We start from the raw sequence: 17,653 nt of genomic DNA, 5'->3' as shown, positions 1-17,653 counted from the left end.
TTTTGAAACGTTAATGAGTACTAAACGGGGATTAACCACAAATATACCTATCGGAGATTAATTCTGTGTCGCACCCTGAATTGATTTTATAGTCAATCAAAAAAACAAACCGCCGGGATCCCGGCGGTTTGCATGTGTATCGTGTTGAACAGGACTATTGTCTTACAAACTTGTGAGTGCTGACACTTCCATTTACATGTATCATTTTCACAAAGTAAGAACCCGCCGCAAGATTCTTGGTATTAATACCGGTAGATAACGCATTTGAAGCTTCAAATACTGTTTTACCCATCGCATTTATCACCTTGACCTGCTTGATAGAAGACCAGTCCATTGCATTGATGATGAGATTTTCGTTGCCTATCACCGGGTTAGGATAAAGATAGGCTGAGGCTGAAAAGTCCACGTCCTTAATCTGGCTGTAAGCAAAAGTCTCGTCCAGATCCACCATTTTTAAACGGTACAGATTTGCTCCGTCCAACGGTTTGCTATCGGTGAAGCTATAATTAAGAAGCGAAGTACTTTCCTGGTTTGACCGAACCGTTCCGATTTTCTGCCAGTTCTTGCCTGTTTGGCTGCGCTCAATTTCAAAGCGGTCGCTGTTAGTTTCCATCGTTGTGGACCAGGACAACAAAGTTGTTCTACCTTCTGGTCTTGCGGTGAACTCAACCAGCGTTACTGGAAGAGGATTTTGCAAATTAATCACAAAGCTTGTCGTGTCGGACTGTCCAAAGCCATTAATCGCTGTTACATCGAACACATAAACACCATATTGCGTTGAAGTGGGCGAACCTGTCAAAACACCTCCGGCACTTAATTGGAAAGATGGCGGCAGGGTTCCGGCTAATACTCTGCCCGTTGGACCAGAAACTTCAAAAAACTTGTAGGTAAATGAAGTCGACGCCCCACATCCGATTGAAAAACCTGGTAATGAGGGAGAAGTGTTGGAAATAGCGCTGGTTAAGTTTCTTGAAATTGCAGTTCCTGCCATTGCGGCCGCCAATTTACCTCCATTAAAGATTACAGGCGGACGGGATCCCAGTTCATGAATATTAAGGCTTACCAGAGCCGACACCGCAGTTGTTGAACTAATCACGATCCGGTCGTAAACTGCTTCCGGAAAAAACTTTATCGTAGTTACATCACCTGCATTGAAGCCATTCAGCAGAGTTACCCCCAGAAGCAGTTGCCCCAAATTCTTGGATGCTACTGGTGTCGGATTGGTACCATTGAAGGCTCTTATACTGATACTGGATAAAACGGTGGCATCAAGCAAGCCAGCGGTTTGAGAAATAGTCGCTACGATCTCATTTGTAGAAGGTGCTGTTTTTCCGAGATAGAAAGTCTGGGAAACATTTGACAAAACTCCGGCATCTTTTCTGAGTACAGAAAATGTTGAAAGGTTTCCATCAATGGCGCGATGTGGATCATCCAGGTCGAACAACCCCACATTTACAAGGTCGGTAGTCGGCCGGAGACCTGTAAAAATGGGTGCAACGGCGCAACCCTCATAGGTTCCGTTCTCATAAGTTACAGCGTGATAAACATTTAATGAAATTGTTCCAGCGGCCAGGAGGGCACCGAGCTCATCCGTACTTCCGCCGAAATCCAGTGTGACCCTAATCGTTTTGTAAGCTTCACTGGAGGTGACTTCCAGATATAAATTATTGGAAGGATCTCTCACGAAACGGCTTGATGCCGTCCCTTCGTCCGTAGTTACAAAGACGGTATTATTGGTTAACAGGCCTAGTAAATCTACAAGAGACGAAACATCCAACGATAAACCATCGAAATCCGGCTCACTTATTCTTACGAAAGTGTGCTTTCCGGCGGGAACTTCAGCCTCCATAGTCAGGTCGACCCACGCACGGCTGTCAATAGTAATTGCATTGCTAATCTTTAATCCTTCAACATTAAGAGTTGAAAACAGGGCATCCGGTGCGCCCTCCGCTCTTGCCGGTAAAGAAACTGATCCTACCGCACCATAAGTGAGATCAACAATTGGGACCGTGTAAGTTTCATCAGCATGGCCGCCGGTCGAGGTTTGAACATATTGCTGTGCATACGAGCCCTCAGAAAAAATTAACAGAATGGCAACTGCCAGGACTGAGACCTTATTCTTTTGTGCGATCAGTTTTCGAATTAAACGAGATGTAAAATTTTCCATACATGTAGATTTTAAATGAGATTGATAAGCGGTTATGTAATGAAGGAATTCGTTGAACAGACACTATTTTCCCGCACTGACGTAGCTATACGTGAGTGGCAGGAATTATGTGATAAACGTTGTGGGGGTAGCTGGAAAGTCTTAAATGTGCTCCAAGTCAGGGTGGAGTGATAAGAGCCCGGGGAATCTGATGATGTAAATGTTTTTCCATGTTTGGTTTAAAATTTGTGATGAAAACTTCTGTCCTTATATCAAAATAAATACTATCTGGCCGTATTCTGCTGACCTCTAAGTATCAACTAATTGCAAATTTATCGTTTATTAATTCAAAAAAAACCAGCAAATTGTTACTATAACCGACCCCCAAGTATTGGGGAGTGTCGAATAAATTATCGCTACAAAAAAAGATTAAAATTAAAGATGGTGGCACCGGTGAATAAGATTTTTGATCAAAAGTTCCTGGAACTTAGCTATATAGCGAGCTAATACTTGTATACTATTTGGAACCATCAGATTACTGTGTTAAACGACAAGTAACAAATGGTTACGAAAAACTTGGAAAGATGAACTAATTCATTTCAAATTTGTAGAATTAATAATATGTAACCAGAAGTTATTCTATGAATATAGTTTTAGTGGATGAAAATTTGTTGTTATTGAGTGCCCTGAGAAAGTTGTTATTACTTATGTCAGGCATTAGTGAAGTGGACATATATGTGGATGGGAAAGTTTTCCTGGACGAAAAAAGCAACAACCCTCCCGATATCCTTGTAATAGACCTGGATTCACACACTGTAAGCGAAACAGGATTACTGCCGGCAAGCCGGGCCTTGCTTCCGGCATCTGTTAAGATCATCGTTTTCTCGTCAGCGACGGACGTTCAGAACATGAAACACACCATCAAGCTGGGCGCTAATGGGATCATTTCTAAAACTGTTTCTTATGAGGAATTCCAGGAGGCTATTTTGCAGGTCTCGGAAGGCAAACAGTATATCGGTCAGGCATTGCGGGACAATCTGATCCACAGTGTATTCACCGATGACCAGATCGCCCTGCATTTGTCCCCACGGGAAAAAGAAGTGCTGGTGAAAGTATGTAGCGGACAAACAATAAAGGAAATCGCCTACGACTTGAAGTTGAGCGCACATACTGTCCAATACTATCACAGAAGCGTGATGGACAAATGCAAGGTAAAGCGAACAACAGACCTGATCGTGTATGCGATTAAACACAGGCTTTACATTCCGGAAAACCTATAAGCCAGTAGTTAGTTGCCGATCTTTCCGTAAAAATCCGGCAGCGGGTTCAACGCCGGATTTTTACGCTGGTGCCAGTAAGGATAGATCGGTGATTTATCACTTGCTTCATCAAGTCGTTTCACCTGGTCCAGATTCAAATTCCAGCCGATTGCGCCGAGATTTTGTTTCAATTGCTCCTCATTTCGCGCACCGATCACGATATTACTGACCGTTGGTCTTTGTAAAAGCCAGTTTAACGCCACCTGCGCGACCGTTTTTTCTAACTCAGCGGCAATTTGATCCAATACGTCAATCAGGTTAAAGAAGAATTCTTGCGGGACTTCCGGCCCCTCGCCACCACCCTGGGCAATGCGACTATTGGCCGGCAGAGGCTGGTCCCGTCTGTACTTGCCACCGAGCCTTCCAGCGGACAATGGGCTCCATACGAGCGTGCCGATTTTTTGATCTATACCTAATGGCATCAATTCCCACTCAAACTCTCTGCTCAAAAGTGAATAATGCGCCTGATGCCCGATATACCTGCCCCAGCCATACCGCTCGGAAACGGACAACGACTTCATAAGATGCCATCCCGAAAAATTTGAACAGGCTATGTAACGTATTTTACCATCGCGTATCAGATCATTGAGCGCACTCAGCGTTTCTTCCACGGGCGTGTTTCCGTCAAAGCCATGCATGTGATAAATGTCGATGTAGTCGGTCTGCAGCCTCCGCAGGCTGTCTTCGCAGGATTTGATCAAATGAAACCTGGACGAGCCCATATCATTCGGATTGTTGCCCATTTTGAATGTCGCTTTGGTCGAAAGGATGATCCTGTCCCGCATCCCGATGATCGCTTTTCCAAGAATTTCCTCGGACAGCCCCTGGGAATACACATTGGCAGTATCAAAAAAATTGAGGCCCGCATCCATACAAAGCCCCACAAGTGCTTTTGCTTCATCGACCTGCGTATTTCCCCATGTTTTGAAGAAATCCCCGCTACCTCCGAAAGTACCTGTCCCGAAACTCAGTACCGGAACTTTCAACCCTGATGCGCCTAATTGTCTATATTCCATTTTTGCCCCATTTAAATGTAAAGACACTGAAAATCAAGTCCCAGAGCCGATTCAAAGAAAGAGAATTAATGAAAGACAAAAAAAATATCTTCCCTGAAATTTCAGAGAAGATATCCGCATTATTTACTCAACGTTCCTCTATTACTTAACCTTCAAACTCGCTCGTCAGGTTGGGCACCTGACATTCTGCCTAGCCTTGGTTTAGAATATTGAATCAAATATGCCAGCAATCTAAGCTTTGTGAAGAATTTGTTGAGCCAACGGAGCTCTTCGGTTAACCTTCGGGAAATCCAGGTACTTTCAGATGGAATTGCTTCGCTAAAAAAATCGGGGTTATCACTCATTCCTGCAGCTTGAATGCCAGATCAGTGTTATATTTAGAAGATTATTCATCCTTTTTTTTATTTAGTTGCTACCAAAACCTTAATCATGAACCGTAGAGAAGCTGTTCAAAAAATAACCTTCCTCATGGGAGGTACCCTTTCTGCTCCATTAATGGCAGGCATTATGGGCGAAAAACTGAATTTCGGGCCATCGCTCGACGTTTCAGATCAGCAAGAGGCATTGCTGGCAGATATAGCTGATGTGATCATTCCTGCAACCGGTACACCTGGTGCCAAAGCTGCCGGAGCTGAAAAATTTATCACCCGCGTCATACGCGACTGCTTCGCGATGGATGAGCAAAAGAAATTTTACGACGGACTTGCTAAGGTAGATGCGCTGAGCAAAGAAGTGTATGAAAAAGGATTTTCTGCACTCGACACAACTCAGAAAAACGATATCGTTAAAAAAACAACCGTTTCTGACAAGCCTTTCTTCTTGCAAATGAAGGGATTAACTGTGACTGGCTACTTTACTTCCGAAATCGGCGCTACGCAGGCTCTGGATTACTTGCCGATCCCGGGCCGTTTTGATGGAAGCTGGCCTATGCCGAAAGGTCAAAAAAGCTGGGCGTTGTAATCTTACCTGACCAATTCTTAAAAAACTCTCATAGAAATAATGGCGAATTTAAATATTGACGCATTAAAGGAAGTCACCTATGATGCGATTGTAATAGGCTCGGGCGTTTCCGGCGGCTGGGCTGCAAAGGAACTTACCCAAAAAGGCCTGAAAGTCTTGATGCTCGAAAAAGGCAAAAACCTGGAACACGTTACCGGCTATGAAAATGCGTTGAAGGCACCCTGGGAAACGCAGTATAATGGAAGACTTACTGTAAAACAAAAGGAAACACATCCGTTTTTGTCCCGTGATTATCCGTACAATGAGAATACGGAAAAATACTGGATGAACGATATGGATGCGCCATACGAAGAAAAGAAACGTTTTGACTGGTTCCGACCGAACATCGTTGGTGGTAAATCCATTATGTGGGGCCGCCAATCGTACCGTTTGAGTGATATCGATTTTGAAGCAAACCTGAAAGACGGAGTCGCCGTAGACTGGCCGATCCGTTATAAAGACATCGCGCCATGGTATTCTTATGTTGAAAAACACGTGGGTATTTCAGGTGAAAAACTGGGGCTTCCGCAATTGCCCGACAGCGAATTCCTGCCTCCGATGGATATGTACTTTGTCGAAAAAGAAGTACGGAAACGTTTGGAAAAAGAATTTCCGGGCCGGACGATGACGATCGGACGAGTGGCGAACTTATCGCAAGCTACCAAAATACAATTGGATGGGGGTCGTTCTCCGTGCCAGTACCGTAACCGCTGTTCATTCGGCTGCCCTTACGGAGCGTATTTCAGCACGCAGTCGAGTACATTGCCGCCGGCGATAAAAACCGGATTACTGACACTCCGCCCGGATTCGGCGGTTCGTGAGATTATTTATGATGGTAAAAAAACAGGCGGACGTGCAACCGGTGTACGCGTTGTAGATACGGTTACATTACAGGAAAAAGAATATTTTGCCAACATTATTTTCGTTTGTGCCAGTGCAATAGCTTCCGCCGCATTGCTTCTGAACTCCACTTCCGATCGTTTTCCAAATGGAATGGGTAATGATTCAGGCGAACTTGGGCACAATCTGATGGACCATCATTTCCGTACCGGCGCCAGTGGCGTTTGGGAAGGTGATCTGGATAAATACTACTTCGGCCGACGTGCAAATGGCATTTACGTGCCTCGCTACCGAAATATTGGTTCAGATAAACGTGACTACCTGCGCGGCTTTGGTTATCAGGGTGGCGGCGGTCGTCAGGGATGGCAGCGTAATGTGGCTGAACTGGCTTTCGGAGCGGATTTCAAAGAAGAACTGACTACTCCGGGTAACTGGACAATGGGTTTTGGCGGATTTGGTGAAACATTACCATATCACGAAAACCACATGTACCTGAGTAAAGAGAAGAAAGATAAATTCGGAATCCCAACCGTCGTTTTCGATGCTGATCTTCGCGAAAATGAAAAGAAAATGCGTGTGGATATGATGAACGACGCAGCCGAAATGTTGGAAAAATCGGGTGTGAAGAATGTTAAAACATACGACAACGGATCTTACCTCGGAATGGCGATCCACGAAATGGGAACAGCCAGAATGGGCCGCGATCCGAAAACTTCGGTACTGAACGGAAATAACCAGCTTCACGCAGTGAAAAACGTGTTTGTTACCGATGGCGCATCCATGACATCCGCATCTTGCGTAAACCCATCGCTTACTTACATGGCACTCACAGCCAGGGCGGTCGATTTCGCAGTAAAAGAATCGAAAAAGAAGAATATTTAATGGAGGAAGAGACTTACCAGGTTTCAAAAACCTGGTAAGTCTTATTATAAAACCTTCACCCCCGCGTCGCGAAAAGCCTTTAATTTAGGATCCGATACATCCACCTCCGTGATAATGTAATCCAGGCTTTCGATCGGACAAACCCGGTAACTTTCATAAGTTTCGAGTTTATCATACGTGCTCAAAGCAACCGCAGTCCCCGAATTCCGCAGCATCGCCTGTTTCAATTCCGCTTCCTCCAAATAACTTGCCGTTACTCCACGCTGTGTATCCAGCGCACAAATTCCCATGAAGTACACATCTGCCTGAAAATTCTCCACCATTCTGACAGCCGTCAATCCCACAATCGTTTCCGATTCTTTAAAAAATAACCCGCCGAGAATAATCAATTTTACCCCGGCATAAGCAGAAAGTGCAGGAATAATGGCCATATTATTGGTAATCACAGTCAATTTAATATCAGTTGGCAGAAGTGATACAAGTGTAAAGACCGAAGTCCCGCCATCTAAAAAAATCGTCTGCCCGTTTTTGACCAATGGCTGGGCTTTCAATGCAATAATTTCTTTGTCGTCTTTCAAAAAACTGATCCGTTCTTTAAAAGTCAATGGATTATGAGATCTCGGGATTGCACCGCCGCGCACTTTCATCAACAATCCATTGTTCGACAGAGCATCAATATCCCGCCGGATCGTATCCTCAGATACATTCAAATCACTACTTAGCTGCTGAAATCCGACTTCCTGCTCATCTTGTAGCTTGGCAAGAATGTAGGCAAACCGCTTTTCTTTTAACATTTGAAAAAGTTTTCTTTTGCGAATTAATGCAAATTTGCATTAATTCGCAAAACAGTTTTAATTTGACTAACATGAGTGAGCAATTGAAGGTCAGCGCGGCCAGGAGAGCAACTTTATTAATCTTCCTGGTTTGCGGGATCGGATTGTCCAGCTGGGCGCCGATGGTACCATTTGCAAAAATTCGTTTGGGACTCAATGAGGCCGATCTCGGAGTTGTATTACTTTCACTTGGCGCTGGCGCGATCATTACCATGCCACTGTCCGGCGTGCTGATCAATAAATATGGCAGCCGCATTATTGCGCTCGTAGCTGCACTTGTCATTGCGCTGCTGCTTCCATTGCTGCTTCTGGCAACCTCTGCGGTTCAGCTTGCCGTCGCGCTTTTCATTTTCGGCGCCGGGATTGGTACCGTCGATGTAGCCATGAATGCCCAGGCTGTATTAGTTCAGGAAAAATATGGTACCCACATCATGTCGTCATTTCACGGCTTGTTTAGTGTGGGAGGCTTGCTGGGGTCAATAGGTTTGGGTTTTTTGATAAAGGCCGGTCTTTCACCTACGGTTGCGGCGGTCAGTATTTCTGCATTACTCGTGATCATTACCGTTACGCAGTTCAAAAAATTGCTGCCACATTCCGACGAAGCCAAAATGGAAGGCACGAGTCTGGCCCTTCCAAAAGGTCCGGTACTTTTTCTGGGCGTCATGTGCTTTATTATCTTTCTTGCCGAAGGTTCATTACTGGATTGGAGTGCTGTGTTTTTACAATTCTCAAGAAACTTCGATCCTTCGCTTTCAGGAGTTGGATATGCCGCATTTTCTGTGGCAATGGCGATCATGAGGCTTACGGGCGACGGCATTATTCACCGTCTGGGCCCAGCCAAAGTTGTTTTATACGGAACGTTACTCGCCGGGACGGGATTCCTGATCGCAGTCACATTACCGTGGGCGGCGGCGGCATTAGTCGGATTTGTATTGGTAGGTTTGGGAGCTGCGAATGTAGTTCCTGTCTTTTTCACGGCAGCAGGCCGCATTCCAAATATTCCACCCTCAATCGCATTATCAGGAGTGACTATCTTAGGATATTCAGGTCAATTGGCGGGACCGGCATTGATCGGGATTATCGCTGAATTCACCTCATTATCAATCGCACTCGGATTAGTCGGCTTCCTGCTTTTTGTGGTCGCATTTACATACCGGCACAGAGATTAGGCTTAAAATGCCTCTCCGGTAAAAAGATAAAATCCAGGACCCTCTTTTGTAAACCCGACGTCAAGCCGGAGGAAAATATCCTTTTTTGGAAACAGCAAATAACGCAGCCCCACGCCCCCGGATGGCCGGATGTATTTGGCTTCGAAACCTGTAATTTTTGGCGCTACCACTGCCGCACCTGCAAATGCAACCGCGCCGAAACGTTTGCTAAAACCAAATGGAAGCCACCGGTGCTCGACTTGCGTTGCAATCATATTCTTGTCGCGGTACCGGCCATAATAGTAACCGCGCATGATCATTTCGCCGCCCATTAACGCAAGCTGGTTGAACGGGATATCCCCGCTGTAAAAATTGCCATAAACCTGCCAGGCCAGCACATTTCGTACACTGGTCGGATGCGACGAGCGGATATCGACATTCACACCCTGGAAATTGGATTTGCTGCCTAATCCCCGGTCATATTTCAAAAACGAAATCTCTCCGAACAACCCTTTCCTGACATTCAAGACATTGTGGCGGTTGTCGTAAACCAGCGCCGCCCCAAAACCGATGTTCCTCGTACCATCACTGCCGAGCGGCTTGTCATAGAAGTGATTATCAGGCTGGTTGAAGCTCGTTTTGTAAAGTTGCTGATAGTCGATTTCCGGTCCGACGAAAAAATTCGGGGCGATTCTCCGCAATACCCTTTGCTTGAACAGAATGTAATTGGCATCGATCAATGCAGGGTCTTCCTCCGGAGTTTCCGGCCCGATCCCATAGTACAAAAGTGGAAATCGTTGAAAACGGGTGCGACCGAGGAAGAACCATTTATCCTTGTCCCCGTAAATGGCATTGTCAAACCAAAGCCCATACTGCGCTTCGAGTGTGATGAAAGTGAATGCCGCTATTTCGCTGAGACGGTTTAACGTGTCTTTTTTCGCCTGAAATAAGAATAAAGATGAAAGTCCAAATTCAAAACTGGTCTCGGGAGAATACCCCAGCGTGGGATAAACACGGAAACTGGATTGACCGGGAGAAGTGGTATCGGAAACGGTTTTATTTACAAATCTCTTAAACCAGCCTTCCTGCGCATTTGCAAAATGACACACGGTGGCACCGGCAAGAAGCATCAAAACTCTTATCTTAAACAATTCCTGACTATTTTGGATGAGAAAGTATCTACATTAAAAAGAGATTAAAAAATTAAGCCAGTAGAAGCAATTAAAATTCCCGCTTTACTCCCAAATCGTTTATTTGTTAATGAAAAAGCTCCTACTCACATTTTACTTCTTACTTTTTTCACCTCTCATTTTCGCTCAGACCACCTCAAAAAAGCCATTCTGGTGGAAGAGAAACAATCTCAGGGTGATTCAGATGAACCTGCCGGCCTACGAAGCCGCGACCATCAACGCCGATTCCATTGTCTCGGATCTGATTAACGTATCAGCCAACACATTGTTGATCAACGCAGGCGGGATCATGGCTTTCTTCCCCACCAAGCTGGATTTTCATTACCTCAATCCTTATGTAAAAAACGATGTTCTTGGGGAGGTGATCAGGAAATGCCATGAAAACGACATTAAAGTAATCGTCCGTTTCGATTTCAGCCGCATTCACGAAAGCATTTTCAAGGCGCACCCCGACTGGTGCTACATCTCGTCTAAAGGCGAGCGGATCATCAACACAGACATGTATGTAGTTTCCATTAATGCCCCATACGTTCAGGAAAAGGCATTTAAAATCATTGAAGAAGTGATCGACACATTCCCGATCGATGGTATTTTTCTGAATATGCCGGGCTATCAGGTCAACAATCCGTACGAAGGCAAGTACCACGGAATCGACCAGAATGAGTTTGATCAAAAACGTTTTCAGGCGTTTTCAAATGGGCAACCGCTGCCAAAAGAAGAAAACAAAGCCGATCCATTATTCCAGAAATACCTCGAATTCAAGAAGTTTACAGTTGAGGATTGGTCGGAACGATTGCACAAACTGGTGAAATCCAAAAATGAGCAAATCGCGATCTGTACCTATTCGGACAAGTTTGTGGACATTATCCGCCACGAATCCCAGAGCATGACCACGCTCCCCTACTGGCCATATTCGGCGTCTGACAATGTGGGTAATGCAGTAAATTCCTTTCCCGATCACATCGTCAGCAATGCCAGCATTCAGCAGATTTCATTTCAATCGCGTTACAATGCGGTCGAGCCCCAGGAAGTCCGGATCAGGCTTTATGAGAATATCGCAAACGGTTCGGGCCTGGATATGAGCATGATGGGCGACATGCGCGGTTATGAGGATGAACGAAATTATGATGTATTTAAAAAGGTTTACTCATTTCATAAAAAGCATGAGCAGTACTTTGGCAAATACAAATCAGTAGCGAAAATCGCGGTCATCGCGCCGGGAGCCTGGCCCAATGGCGACCCGATGCAGGAATACCGGGGCATTCAGTTGATGTTGCGGGAGGCCCATATTCCTTTCGACATTGTTGAAGACGGACAAATTGAGAACCTGGCAGAAAAAGTTAAAAGCTATAAACTGATTATCCTCCCCGAAATCACCTACCTCAAACCGAAAGCCATTCAGATCCTGAAAGATGCCTCCAAACTAGGTACCAATCTGATCGCCACAAATCGCAGCTTTTTCGACAGCCCGGAAACATTAAACGAACTTTTCGGGGCAAAAATCGAGAAGAAAGACAACGACGGGGCAGGAAATTACCTGGTTCCTGATGACCGGACCATTTTCAAAAGTTTCGCGGGACAAAAAATGCTTTTCTGGAAATTCAATCTGGGGTTGTACGACTTGTCGGGAGCGGATCAGAAACTGCTACCCATACTCGCGAAAGGCCGCCCCGGGCCTCCCGAAATTATCGGCGGCCACGATCCGACGGGGTATTATGCAATGGGAATTAAAGATCATCCGAAAAGCAAAGCGATTATTCTGCCTATTAATCTTGGTAAAATTTATTATATGCATGGTTACCAGGAACATAAAAACCTGCTTCTGGATGCAATCAAGTATGTTTTGCCCGACGCAGATCAACTTGTCCAAACCAACGCACCCGCACGAGTCGAAACAATTTTAAAGGAATTTACGCGGAATACCGTCAGTAATCATGATAAACAATCCAATGACGGTCTGATCCTGCATTTGGTAAACTTGACAGGTTTTAGTGGAACTACATACTTTGAGCCGATTCCCTTGACAAAGCTCAAATTCAAGGTTCGTTCAGAGAAAAAACCCAAGAAAGTATTTTCACTGGCTAGTGGCCAGCCGATCAGATTTACCTGGAAAGACAGTTTGGTCGACCTTGAATTGGCGGAACTGAATGGGTACGACGGGATTGTAATGGAATGGAAGTGATTGTCTGAATTTAAATCAAAATCTGATGAGCGAACCTGCAAAACCAATCCCGACACTATATGAATGGGCTGGCGGAATGCCTGTATTTGAGAAATTAACGGAAAAATTTTACGAGAAAGTACTGAAAGATCCGTTGCTCGAACCGGTGTTCAAACACATGTCTGCCGAACATCAGCTGCATGTCGCGCATTTCATCGCGGAGGTTTTTGGCGGCCCCGAAATGTACAGTACCGAAGAAGGAGGCCATTTCAAGATGATTCAAAAACATTTATCCAAACACCTCACCGAGCAGCATCGCCAGCGCTGGGTTGCACTATTATTGGCAACCGCAGACGAAATATCGCTGCCCGACGACCCGGAATTTCGTTCTGCATTTGTGGCTTACATTGAATGGGGAACGCGGATTGCGGTGTTGAATTCCAATATTGAAAATCTGGAAATGAACGCGGATGAACCCATGCCGAAATGGGTTGGGGAGTTCCCCGCGGGCCATATTTGGGATAATACGCGGTTATTGCGATCAGGAATCCCCGCTGGGGCTGAAATTCAATTTGACTCGCTCTTTCTAGAAACAGGAAGCCCCGCTAGGGCTGAAATTCAATTATCTCGCTCTTTCTGGAAACAGGGAGCCCCGCTGGGGCTGGAATTCAATGCATCCCGGCGTTTCTAGAAACAGGAAGCCCCGCTGGGGCTGGAATCCAATGCACATCCATGTTTCTAGAAACAGGAAGCCCCGCCGGGGCTGAAATTCAATTATCTCGCTCTTTCTGGAAACAGGGAGCCCCGCCGGGGCTGGAATTCAATGCATCCCGGCGTTTCTGGAAAATCAATTTATCCCCGCGTTTCTAGAAACAGGAAGCCCCGCTGGGGCTGGAATTCAATGCACATCCATGTTTCTAGAAACAGGAAGCCCCGCCGGGGCTTTGAAAATCATTTCGTGCTTTGATGCCAGAGACAGTATGCCACTCTGCGGCAATAATACCAACATCCATTTTTTACAGCCGCAGAGCGGCTCCCTGTTTCTAGAAAACCAATACCTCCCCAAAATACCGGGCTCCGTAGGTGCCTCCTGAAACCATCGCAGCGAGCCAATAAAAACGTCACAACTTCGGAGCATCCGGCTTGCTCGGGACGTCGCGGCCACTCACTCCTTTCACATTCAACCTCCGCTCGTATATGTTACGATTTGTGGTTACATACAAAACGTCCGAATCCTTCCCGCCAAATGTAATCTTTGAAGCATGCCCATCGGGAGTAGGTAAGATCGCATTGACCCTTCCCGTCTGATCCAAAATTTGCACACCCGAATTGGTAGCAACATAGATCCTGCCCTCGTGGTCGCAAGCCAGTGTTTTCGCTTCTGCATTCTCCTTGGAATCGTCAACATGCAGCCAGCCAAACTTCTGTTTATAAGCAAGCATTCCGTCCGGCTGGATTTGATAGGACCATATCCAGTGTGACGCAGCATCGGTGACATAAACCAGCGTCTGATCTGGAGAAAAAACCATCCCACTTGGCGGATTATCATTATTATCAATGAACACCTTCTTACCATCCGGCTTTAAAAGGCTAATAGACGAAACACTTGTGTAATCTCCATTTCTAAAAACATAGCGATTTCCATTATGGGCTTTCAATGTGTCGTTTTTTACTTTTTGTGCTTTTGCACGCGGGATCACCGGTTTAACGTCGCCCACATCCTTCCAATCCTGCCCGGGGATCAGAATCGCAGTCAGTACCTGATTTTGAGATGCGCCTTTTTTCACCGGCTCCGGCCAGCCATTCCACAAATACCGCATCGCTTCCGGGAAAAGTGCCGTTCCGTGTTTTCCATTGTGACCGCCTTCACCCCATTGGTGGGTTACTTCATACCCTGCAAATGTCAATGCACGTAACATTGTCTGGTTTGCCATCCACCAGTCACCCGCGTAAATATTCAGGTCATTGCTTCCATCCTGCAGGTAAATGCGCAGCGGTTTTGGCTCCACTTTGCGAACTAATGTATGGTAACGATCCGCACCACGCAGACCTACATACGTCCCGATCGCACTATAAACTCTGGTGAATGCATCCGGGCGTTCCCAGGCTGCGGTAAATGCACAAACCGCCCCACTACTCGACCCGCCAATCGCGCGGTCGTTGCCATTTTTAGATAGCCGGATCTCACGTCCGTCACTTGCCTTTTGCTTTTCAACCTCCGGTAAAATTTCTTCCAGAATAAAGCGGGCATAGGCATCGCCCAGCCCATCGTATTCGAAACTGCGGTTGAAGCGGTCATTTGCCTCACCCGAATTTGCTGCTTTCACCTTGCCGTGCATGACAAAAACGCCAATCGTCACCGGCATTTCCTTTTTATGAATGAGGTTATCAAAAACCGTCGGCGCCTTCCATTGAATCCCATCCTGGTTCATATAAACACACGCCGGCTGATCTGGTTTGTACTGTGCAGGAATATATACCCAATATTCCCGCCATGTCCCGGGGAATATCTTGGATTGGTCGAATGTAAATTTTAGAACTTCCCCTTTCGGCACACCCGCCTGCTCTTCCGATGCAGGATCGACCGCATAGTTTTCGACCGGCGCCTGCGAATTCGCCGCATTTATTGAGATAAAAAAAATGAATATGAAAACGTACTTCATCAGGGTGGGTTTTTAATAAATACTTTGGTAAAAGCGCAAACTTACAGGTAGCTGAGCCACCATGTCCTCTTTCTCGCACGGTACTCTCCGAACCATTTGCATGGAAAATACAAAGCCGCAACGATCAGTATCCAGATCAGGTAAACGATGCCAAGGTCATAACCAAACTCAAATGGCCGGAATTTGAAAAAAAGCTTATCATCGGTTGCCTGCTCCCAGGTATAATTCGAGCTCAGGACCGCGATCATCGTCAGAATGTGGATCACGTAAAAATGTACCATGAAGAAGAAAAATGGCACTCTTCCATAAACGGTGAAGATACGAGCGAGTTTACCCGATGCATTTTCGGTGAATGACAAAATGATCAGGATCGGACCTTGCGTCATGAGGGTGAATAACAAAGACGGCGGGTATTTGCTCACATTAAAAAATGAGAGGAATGTTCGCAATCCCTCTTTTTGAGCTGCCCAGGGCGCAGGATCGCCATACCCGTTCATTAGCCGCAGAACTAAAAATAAAACGGTCAGTGCAACACCGGTTATGAGCAGTATTTTTCTCCTTTTTTCCTGTGGAAACCCTTTTTGGTAAAAAGTGCCAAGTCCATAGCCCGCCATCATGATGCCCGACCAGGGTAGTATCACATATAAGAATGCAAGTGAACCGCCGTCACCTCTCGGAATAAATGTTCCTCTTCCGGTCATGAAAATACGGAGGATAATGTCCGGCGCCGAGTTTTCCACCAGTTTGACATAATCGAGCAGATTATGACCGAAAATCAAAATCAGTCCGATTGCCAGAATCACCTTTGGTGAAGCTAACCGCACAAAAATCCCCAGAACGATCATACTTGTACCTAATGCCCAGAGTACTGCGAGGAAGATTGTTTTGAAGGTGATATCAAAAGAAAAGGCAAAAGTCATGAATGTAATTTCTACAAAAATGAGCCAGAAGCCTCTTTTGATCAGGAACGAAGAAGTTTCCGCTACTGACTTATTTTGCCCGGAAAGGAAAGCCGAAAGTCCGGAAAGAAGCATGAATGTGGGTGCGCAAAAATGGGTGATCCACCTGGTAAAAAACAGGATCCCGGTCGTGGTCTGTACGTCGGTAGGGTCTCCGGTAAATGCGAACACGTGGAAAAAGTCCCGGACGTGATCCAGTGCCATAATCACGATAATGGCTCCCCGAACAGTATCAATGGATTTAATGCGCTGTAGTGTCCCGGATGTCGTCATACCAGTTGTATTGGCTTATTTACTTGAAAAGTGTTACAATATGCTCATTTACTGCCTGATGTACCATTTTACATGACCTATTATTAATGCAAAAAGGAATGAAAATCATCCCTTTTTAAACATCAACTTATACATTTAAATACTACCCCATTATAATAAGGCGGCCCCGAAAACACCTGCACTGTCGCCGAGCCTCGGTTTTAAAATTGGGGTCGTGAGGACGCCTTTATTAAAAATGTACTTTTTAATCCGCTCATAACCTTCATGATACAGCAAATCGACGTTTCCTACGCCGCCACCGATCACAATTAAACCCGGATCAAGTACATTGATTAATGTCGAAATCGCACGGCCGTAAAATTCCAGCAAACGCTCGACGGTTTCAATCGCGTGCAGGTCTTTTCCACCATAGTATCGCTCCATAATGGTTTTCAAAGTCACTTTTTCGCCACTTTGTTTTTCATAAAACCGTTCTAATGCCGGGCCCGAAATCACTTGTTCCACACAGCCAGCCTTGCCGCAATAACACGGTTCGCCATTCTCTTCAAGAATGTTATGTCCCCATTCGCCTCCAATGCCGTGATGCCCGGAGATGATCTTATTATTAACAACCAGTCCGCCACCCACTCCGGTACCCATAATGACACCAAATACCACCTCCGCAGTATGATATTCTTTGCCTGCGCCCATGAGCGCCTCCGCCAATGCGAAACAGTTCGCATCATTGGCAAGTGTACATGGTACTCCCAAAATCCTTTGCAGATCGGTTTTCAAAGGTTGCCCGTTCAGGCAAATCGTATTTGAATTTTTCATCAGCTGCGAATCCGGCTCGAGTACGCCGGGGGTGGCAAATCCAATTTTGGACGGACCTTCGCCCACCTGCTCCGCCACCATGTCGACCAGCTTTTTGATCTGTGACAAAATGTGGTCGTAACCGTTTACCGATTCAGTCGGAAGCCGCATTCTGGCAATCACTTCCAGATTTTTAGCTGAATCCAAAACGGCACATTCTATTTTAGTACCTCCCAAGTCAATTCCCCAGAGTTTCATTGTATTTGTAAGTTGAAAATGGCTTTTAGCTGTTAGCGATTAGCCGTTAGCTAAATGTCATTGCCTGAAATAGGTTGCCTTCAGAGAGCAAACTATCATGGGCGATTTAAAATTAAATTCGAAAAAAAGTACAAAACTGAAGATCCGTCAATATCGGATTTTCAGCGACGAGCG

Annotated in this window: 13 protein-coding genes; 6 read left to right on the top strand and 7 right to left on the bottom strand. The window is 45.6% G+C overall.

Features of this window, described 5'->3' with window-relative positions:
- Positions 1–154: 154 nt before the first annotated feature.
- A complete protein-coding gene (locus LZG72_RS27470) occupies positions 155–2,167 on the bottom strand; it encodes a T9SS type A sorting domain-containing protein (protein WP_233878361.1) in 2,013 nt (670 codons plus the stop codon).
- Positions 2,168–2,787: 620 nt separating this feature from the next.
- On the opposite strand from LZG72_RS27470, the gene LZG72_RS27465 reads away from it, so the two are divergent.
- On the top strand, positions 2,788–3,426 hold the full coding sequence (locus tag LZG72_RS27465) for a response regulator transcription factor (protein ID WP_233878360.1): 639 nt from the start codon (positions 2,788–2,790) through the stop codon (positions 3,424–3,426).
- An 8-nt stretch (positions 3,427–3,434) separates the two neighbouring features.
- Here LZG72_RS27465 and LZG72_RS27460 read toward each other — a convergent pair whose 3' ends face one another.
- Entirely contained in the window at positions 3,435–4,481 is a 1,047-nt protein-coding gene (locus LZG72_RS27460) for an aldo/keto reductase (RefSeq protein ID WP_233878359.1), read from the bottom strand.
- 429 nt (positions 4,482–4,910) lie between these two features.
- Here LZG72_RS27460 and LZG72_RS27455 point away from each other — a divergent pair, with 429 nt between their 5' ends.
- Together LZG72_RS27455 and LZG72_RS27450 are read left to right on the top strand one after the other, a co-directional pair.
- Complete coding sequence (locus LZG72_RS27455; RefSeq protein ID WP_233878358.1) at positions 4,911–5,441, top strand: gluconate 2-dehydrogenase subunit 3 family protein; 531 nt, start codon at positions 4,911–4,913, stop codon at positions 5,439–5,441.
- Between the two features lie 39 nt (positions 5,442–5,480).
- Positions 5,481–7,202 (top strand): GMC oxidoreductase, encoded by a 1,722-nt coding sequence (locus LZG72_RS27450; RefSeq protein WP_233878357.1) that lies wholly within the window; start codon positions 5,481–5,483, stop codon positions 7,200–7,202.
- Positions 7,203–7,246: 44 nt separating this feature from the next.
- Here the strand turns inward: LZG72_RS27450 and LZG72_RS27445 are convergent, their stop codons facing one another.
- Positions 7,247–7,996: a DeoR/GlpR family DNA-binding transcription regulator gene (locus tag LZG72_RS27445; RefSeq protein WP_233878356.1), complete on the bottom strand. Its 750-nt coding sequence runs from the start codon at positions 7,994–7,996 to the stop codon at positions 7,247–7,249.
- A gap of 71 nt (positions 7,997–8,067) precedes the next feature.
- Between LZG72_RS27445 and LZG72_RS27440 the strand changes: the two genes are divergently transcribed.
- Complete coding sequence (locus LZG72_RS27440; protein ID WP_233878355.1) at positions 8,068–9,204, top strand: MFS transporter; 1,137 nt, start codon at positions 8,068–8,070, stop codon at positions 9,202–9,204.
- A 2-nt stretch (positions 9,205–9,206) separates the two neighbouring features.
- Here LZG72_RS27440 and LZG72_RS27435 read toward each other — a convergent pair whose 3' ends face one another.
- Positions 9,207–10,334, bottom strand: coding sequence for a BamA/TamA family outer membrane protein (locus LZG72_RS27435; RefSeq protein ID WP_233878354.1), 1,128 nt, complete (start codon positions 10,332–10,334; stop codon positions 9,207–9,209).
- A 109-nt stretch (positions 10,335–10,443) separates the two neighbouring features.
- On the opposite strand from LZG72_RS27435, the gene LZG72_RS27430 reads away from it, so the two are divergent.
- Positions 10,444–12,555, top strand: a complete 2,112-nt coding sequence (locus LZG72_RS27430) for an alpha-amylase family protein (protein WP_233878353.1) — start codon at positions 10,444–10,446, stop codon at positions 12,553–12,555.
- A gap of 25 nt (positions 12,556–12,580) precedes the next feature.
- Positions 12,581–13,225: a group II truncated hemoglobin gene (locus tag LZG72_RS27425; RefSeq protein WP_233878352.1), complete on the top strand. Its 645-nt coding sequence runs from the start codon at positions 12,581–12,583 to the stop codon at positions 13,223–13,225.
- A 430-nt stretch (positions 13,226–13,655) separates the two neighbouring features.
- Here the strand turns inward: LZG72_RS27425 and LZG72_RS27420 are convergent, their stop codons facing one another.
- The 3 genes from LZG72_RS27420 to LZG72_RS27410 all read right to left on the bottom strand — a co-directional run bounded on the left by LZG72_RS27420 (position 13,656) and on the right by LZG72_RS27410 (position 17,479).
- Complete coding sequence (locus LZG72_RS27420) at positions 13,656–15,197, bottom strand: SMP-30/gluconolactonase/LRE family protein (RefSeq protein ID WP_233878351.1); 1,542 nt, start codon at positions 15,195–15,197, stop codon at positions 13,656–13,658.
- A gap of 41 nt (positions 15,198–15,238) precedes the next feature.
- Positions 15,239–16,429, bottom strand: coding sequence for a DUF1624 domain-containing protein (locus LZG72_RS27415; RefSeq protein WP_233878350.1), 1,191 nt, complete (start codon positions 16,427–16,429; stop codon positions 15,239–15,241).
- A gap of 150 nt (positions 16,430–16,579) precedes the next feature.
- Complete coding sequence (locus LZG72_RS27410) at positions 16,580–17,479, bottom strand: ROK family protein (RefSeq protein ID WP_233878349.1); 900 nt, start codon at positions 17,477–17,479, stop codon at positions 16,580–16,582.
- Positions 17,480–17,653 lie beyond the last annotated feature (174 nt).

Source organism: Dyadobacter sp. CY323 (assembly GCF_021390245.1).
In the GTDB taxonomy this organism is placed as follows: domain Bacteria; phylum Bacteroidota; class Bacteroidia; order Cytophagales; family Spirosomataceae; genus Dyadobacter.
The sequence above is the reverse complement of the archived record's forward strand: the minus strand, read 5'-3'. Positions and strand labels throughout refer to the sequence as shown.

Excerpts from the sequence above, each read along its gene's own strand:
- LZG72_RS27470 (WP_233878361.1), bottom strand. The coding sequence starts at position 2,167 with ATGGAAAATTTTACATCTCGTTTAATTCGAAAACTGATCGCACAAAAG.
- LZG72_RS27465 (WP_233878360.1), top strand. The coding sequence starts at position 2,788 with ATGAATATAGTTTTAGTGGATGAAAATTTGTTGTTATTGAGTGCCCTG.
- LZG72_RS27460 (WP_233878359.1), bottom strand. The coding sequence starts at position 4,481 with ATGGAATATAGACAATTAGGCGCATCAGGGTTGAAAGTTCCGGTACTG.
- LZG72_RS27455 (WP_233878358.1), top strand. The coding sequence starts at position 4,911 with ATGAACCGTAGAGAAGCTGTTCAAAAAATAACCTTCCTCATGGGAGGT.
- LZG72_RS27450 (WP_233878357.1), top strand. The coding sequence starts at position 5,481 with ATGGCGAATTTAAATATTGACGCATTAAAGGAAGTCACCTATGATGCG.
- LZG72_RS27445 (WP_233878356.1), bottom strand. The coding sequence starts at position 7,996 with ATGTTAAAAGAAAAGCGGTTTGCCTACATTCTTGCCAAGCTACAAGAT.
- LZG72_RS27440 (WP_233878355.1), top strand. The coding sequence starts at position 8,068 with ATGAGTGAGCAATTGAAGGTCAGCGCGGCCAGGAGAGCAACTTTATTA.
- LZG72_RS27430 (WP_233878353.1), top strand. The coding sequence starts at position 10,444 with ATGAAAAAGCTCCTACTCACATTTTACTTCTTACTTTTTTCACCTCTC.
- LZG72_RS27425 (WP_233878352.1), top strand. The coding sequence starts at position 12,581 with ATGAGCGAACCTGCAAAACCAATCCCGACACTATATGAATGGGCTGGC.
- LZG72_RS27420 (WP_233878351.1), bottom strand. The coding sequence starts at position 15,197 with ATGAAGTACGTTTTCATATTCATTTTTTTTATCTCAATAAATGCGGCG.
- LZG72_RS27415 (WP_233878350.1), bottom strand. The coding sequence starts at position 16,429 with ATGACGACATCCGGGACACTACAGCGCATTAAATCCATTGATACTGTT.
- LZG72_RS27410 (WP_233878349.1), bottom strand. The coding sequence starts at position 17,479 with ATGAAACTCTGGGGAATTGACTTGGGAGGTACTAAAATAGAATGTGCC.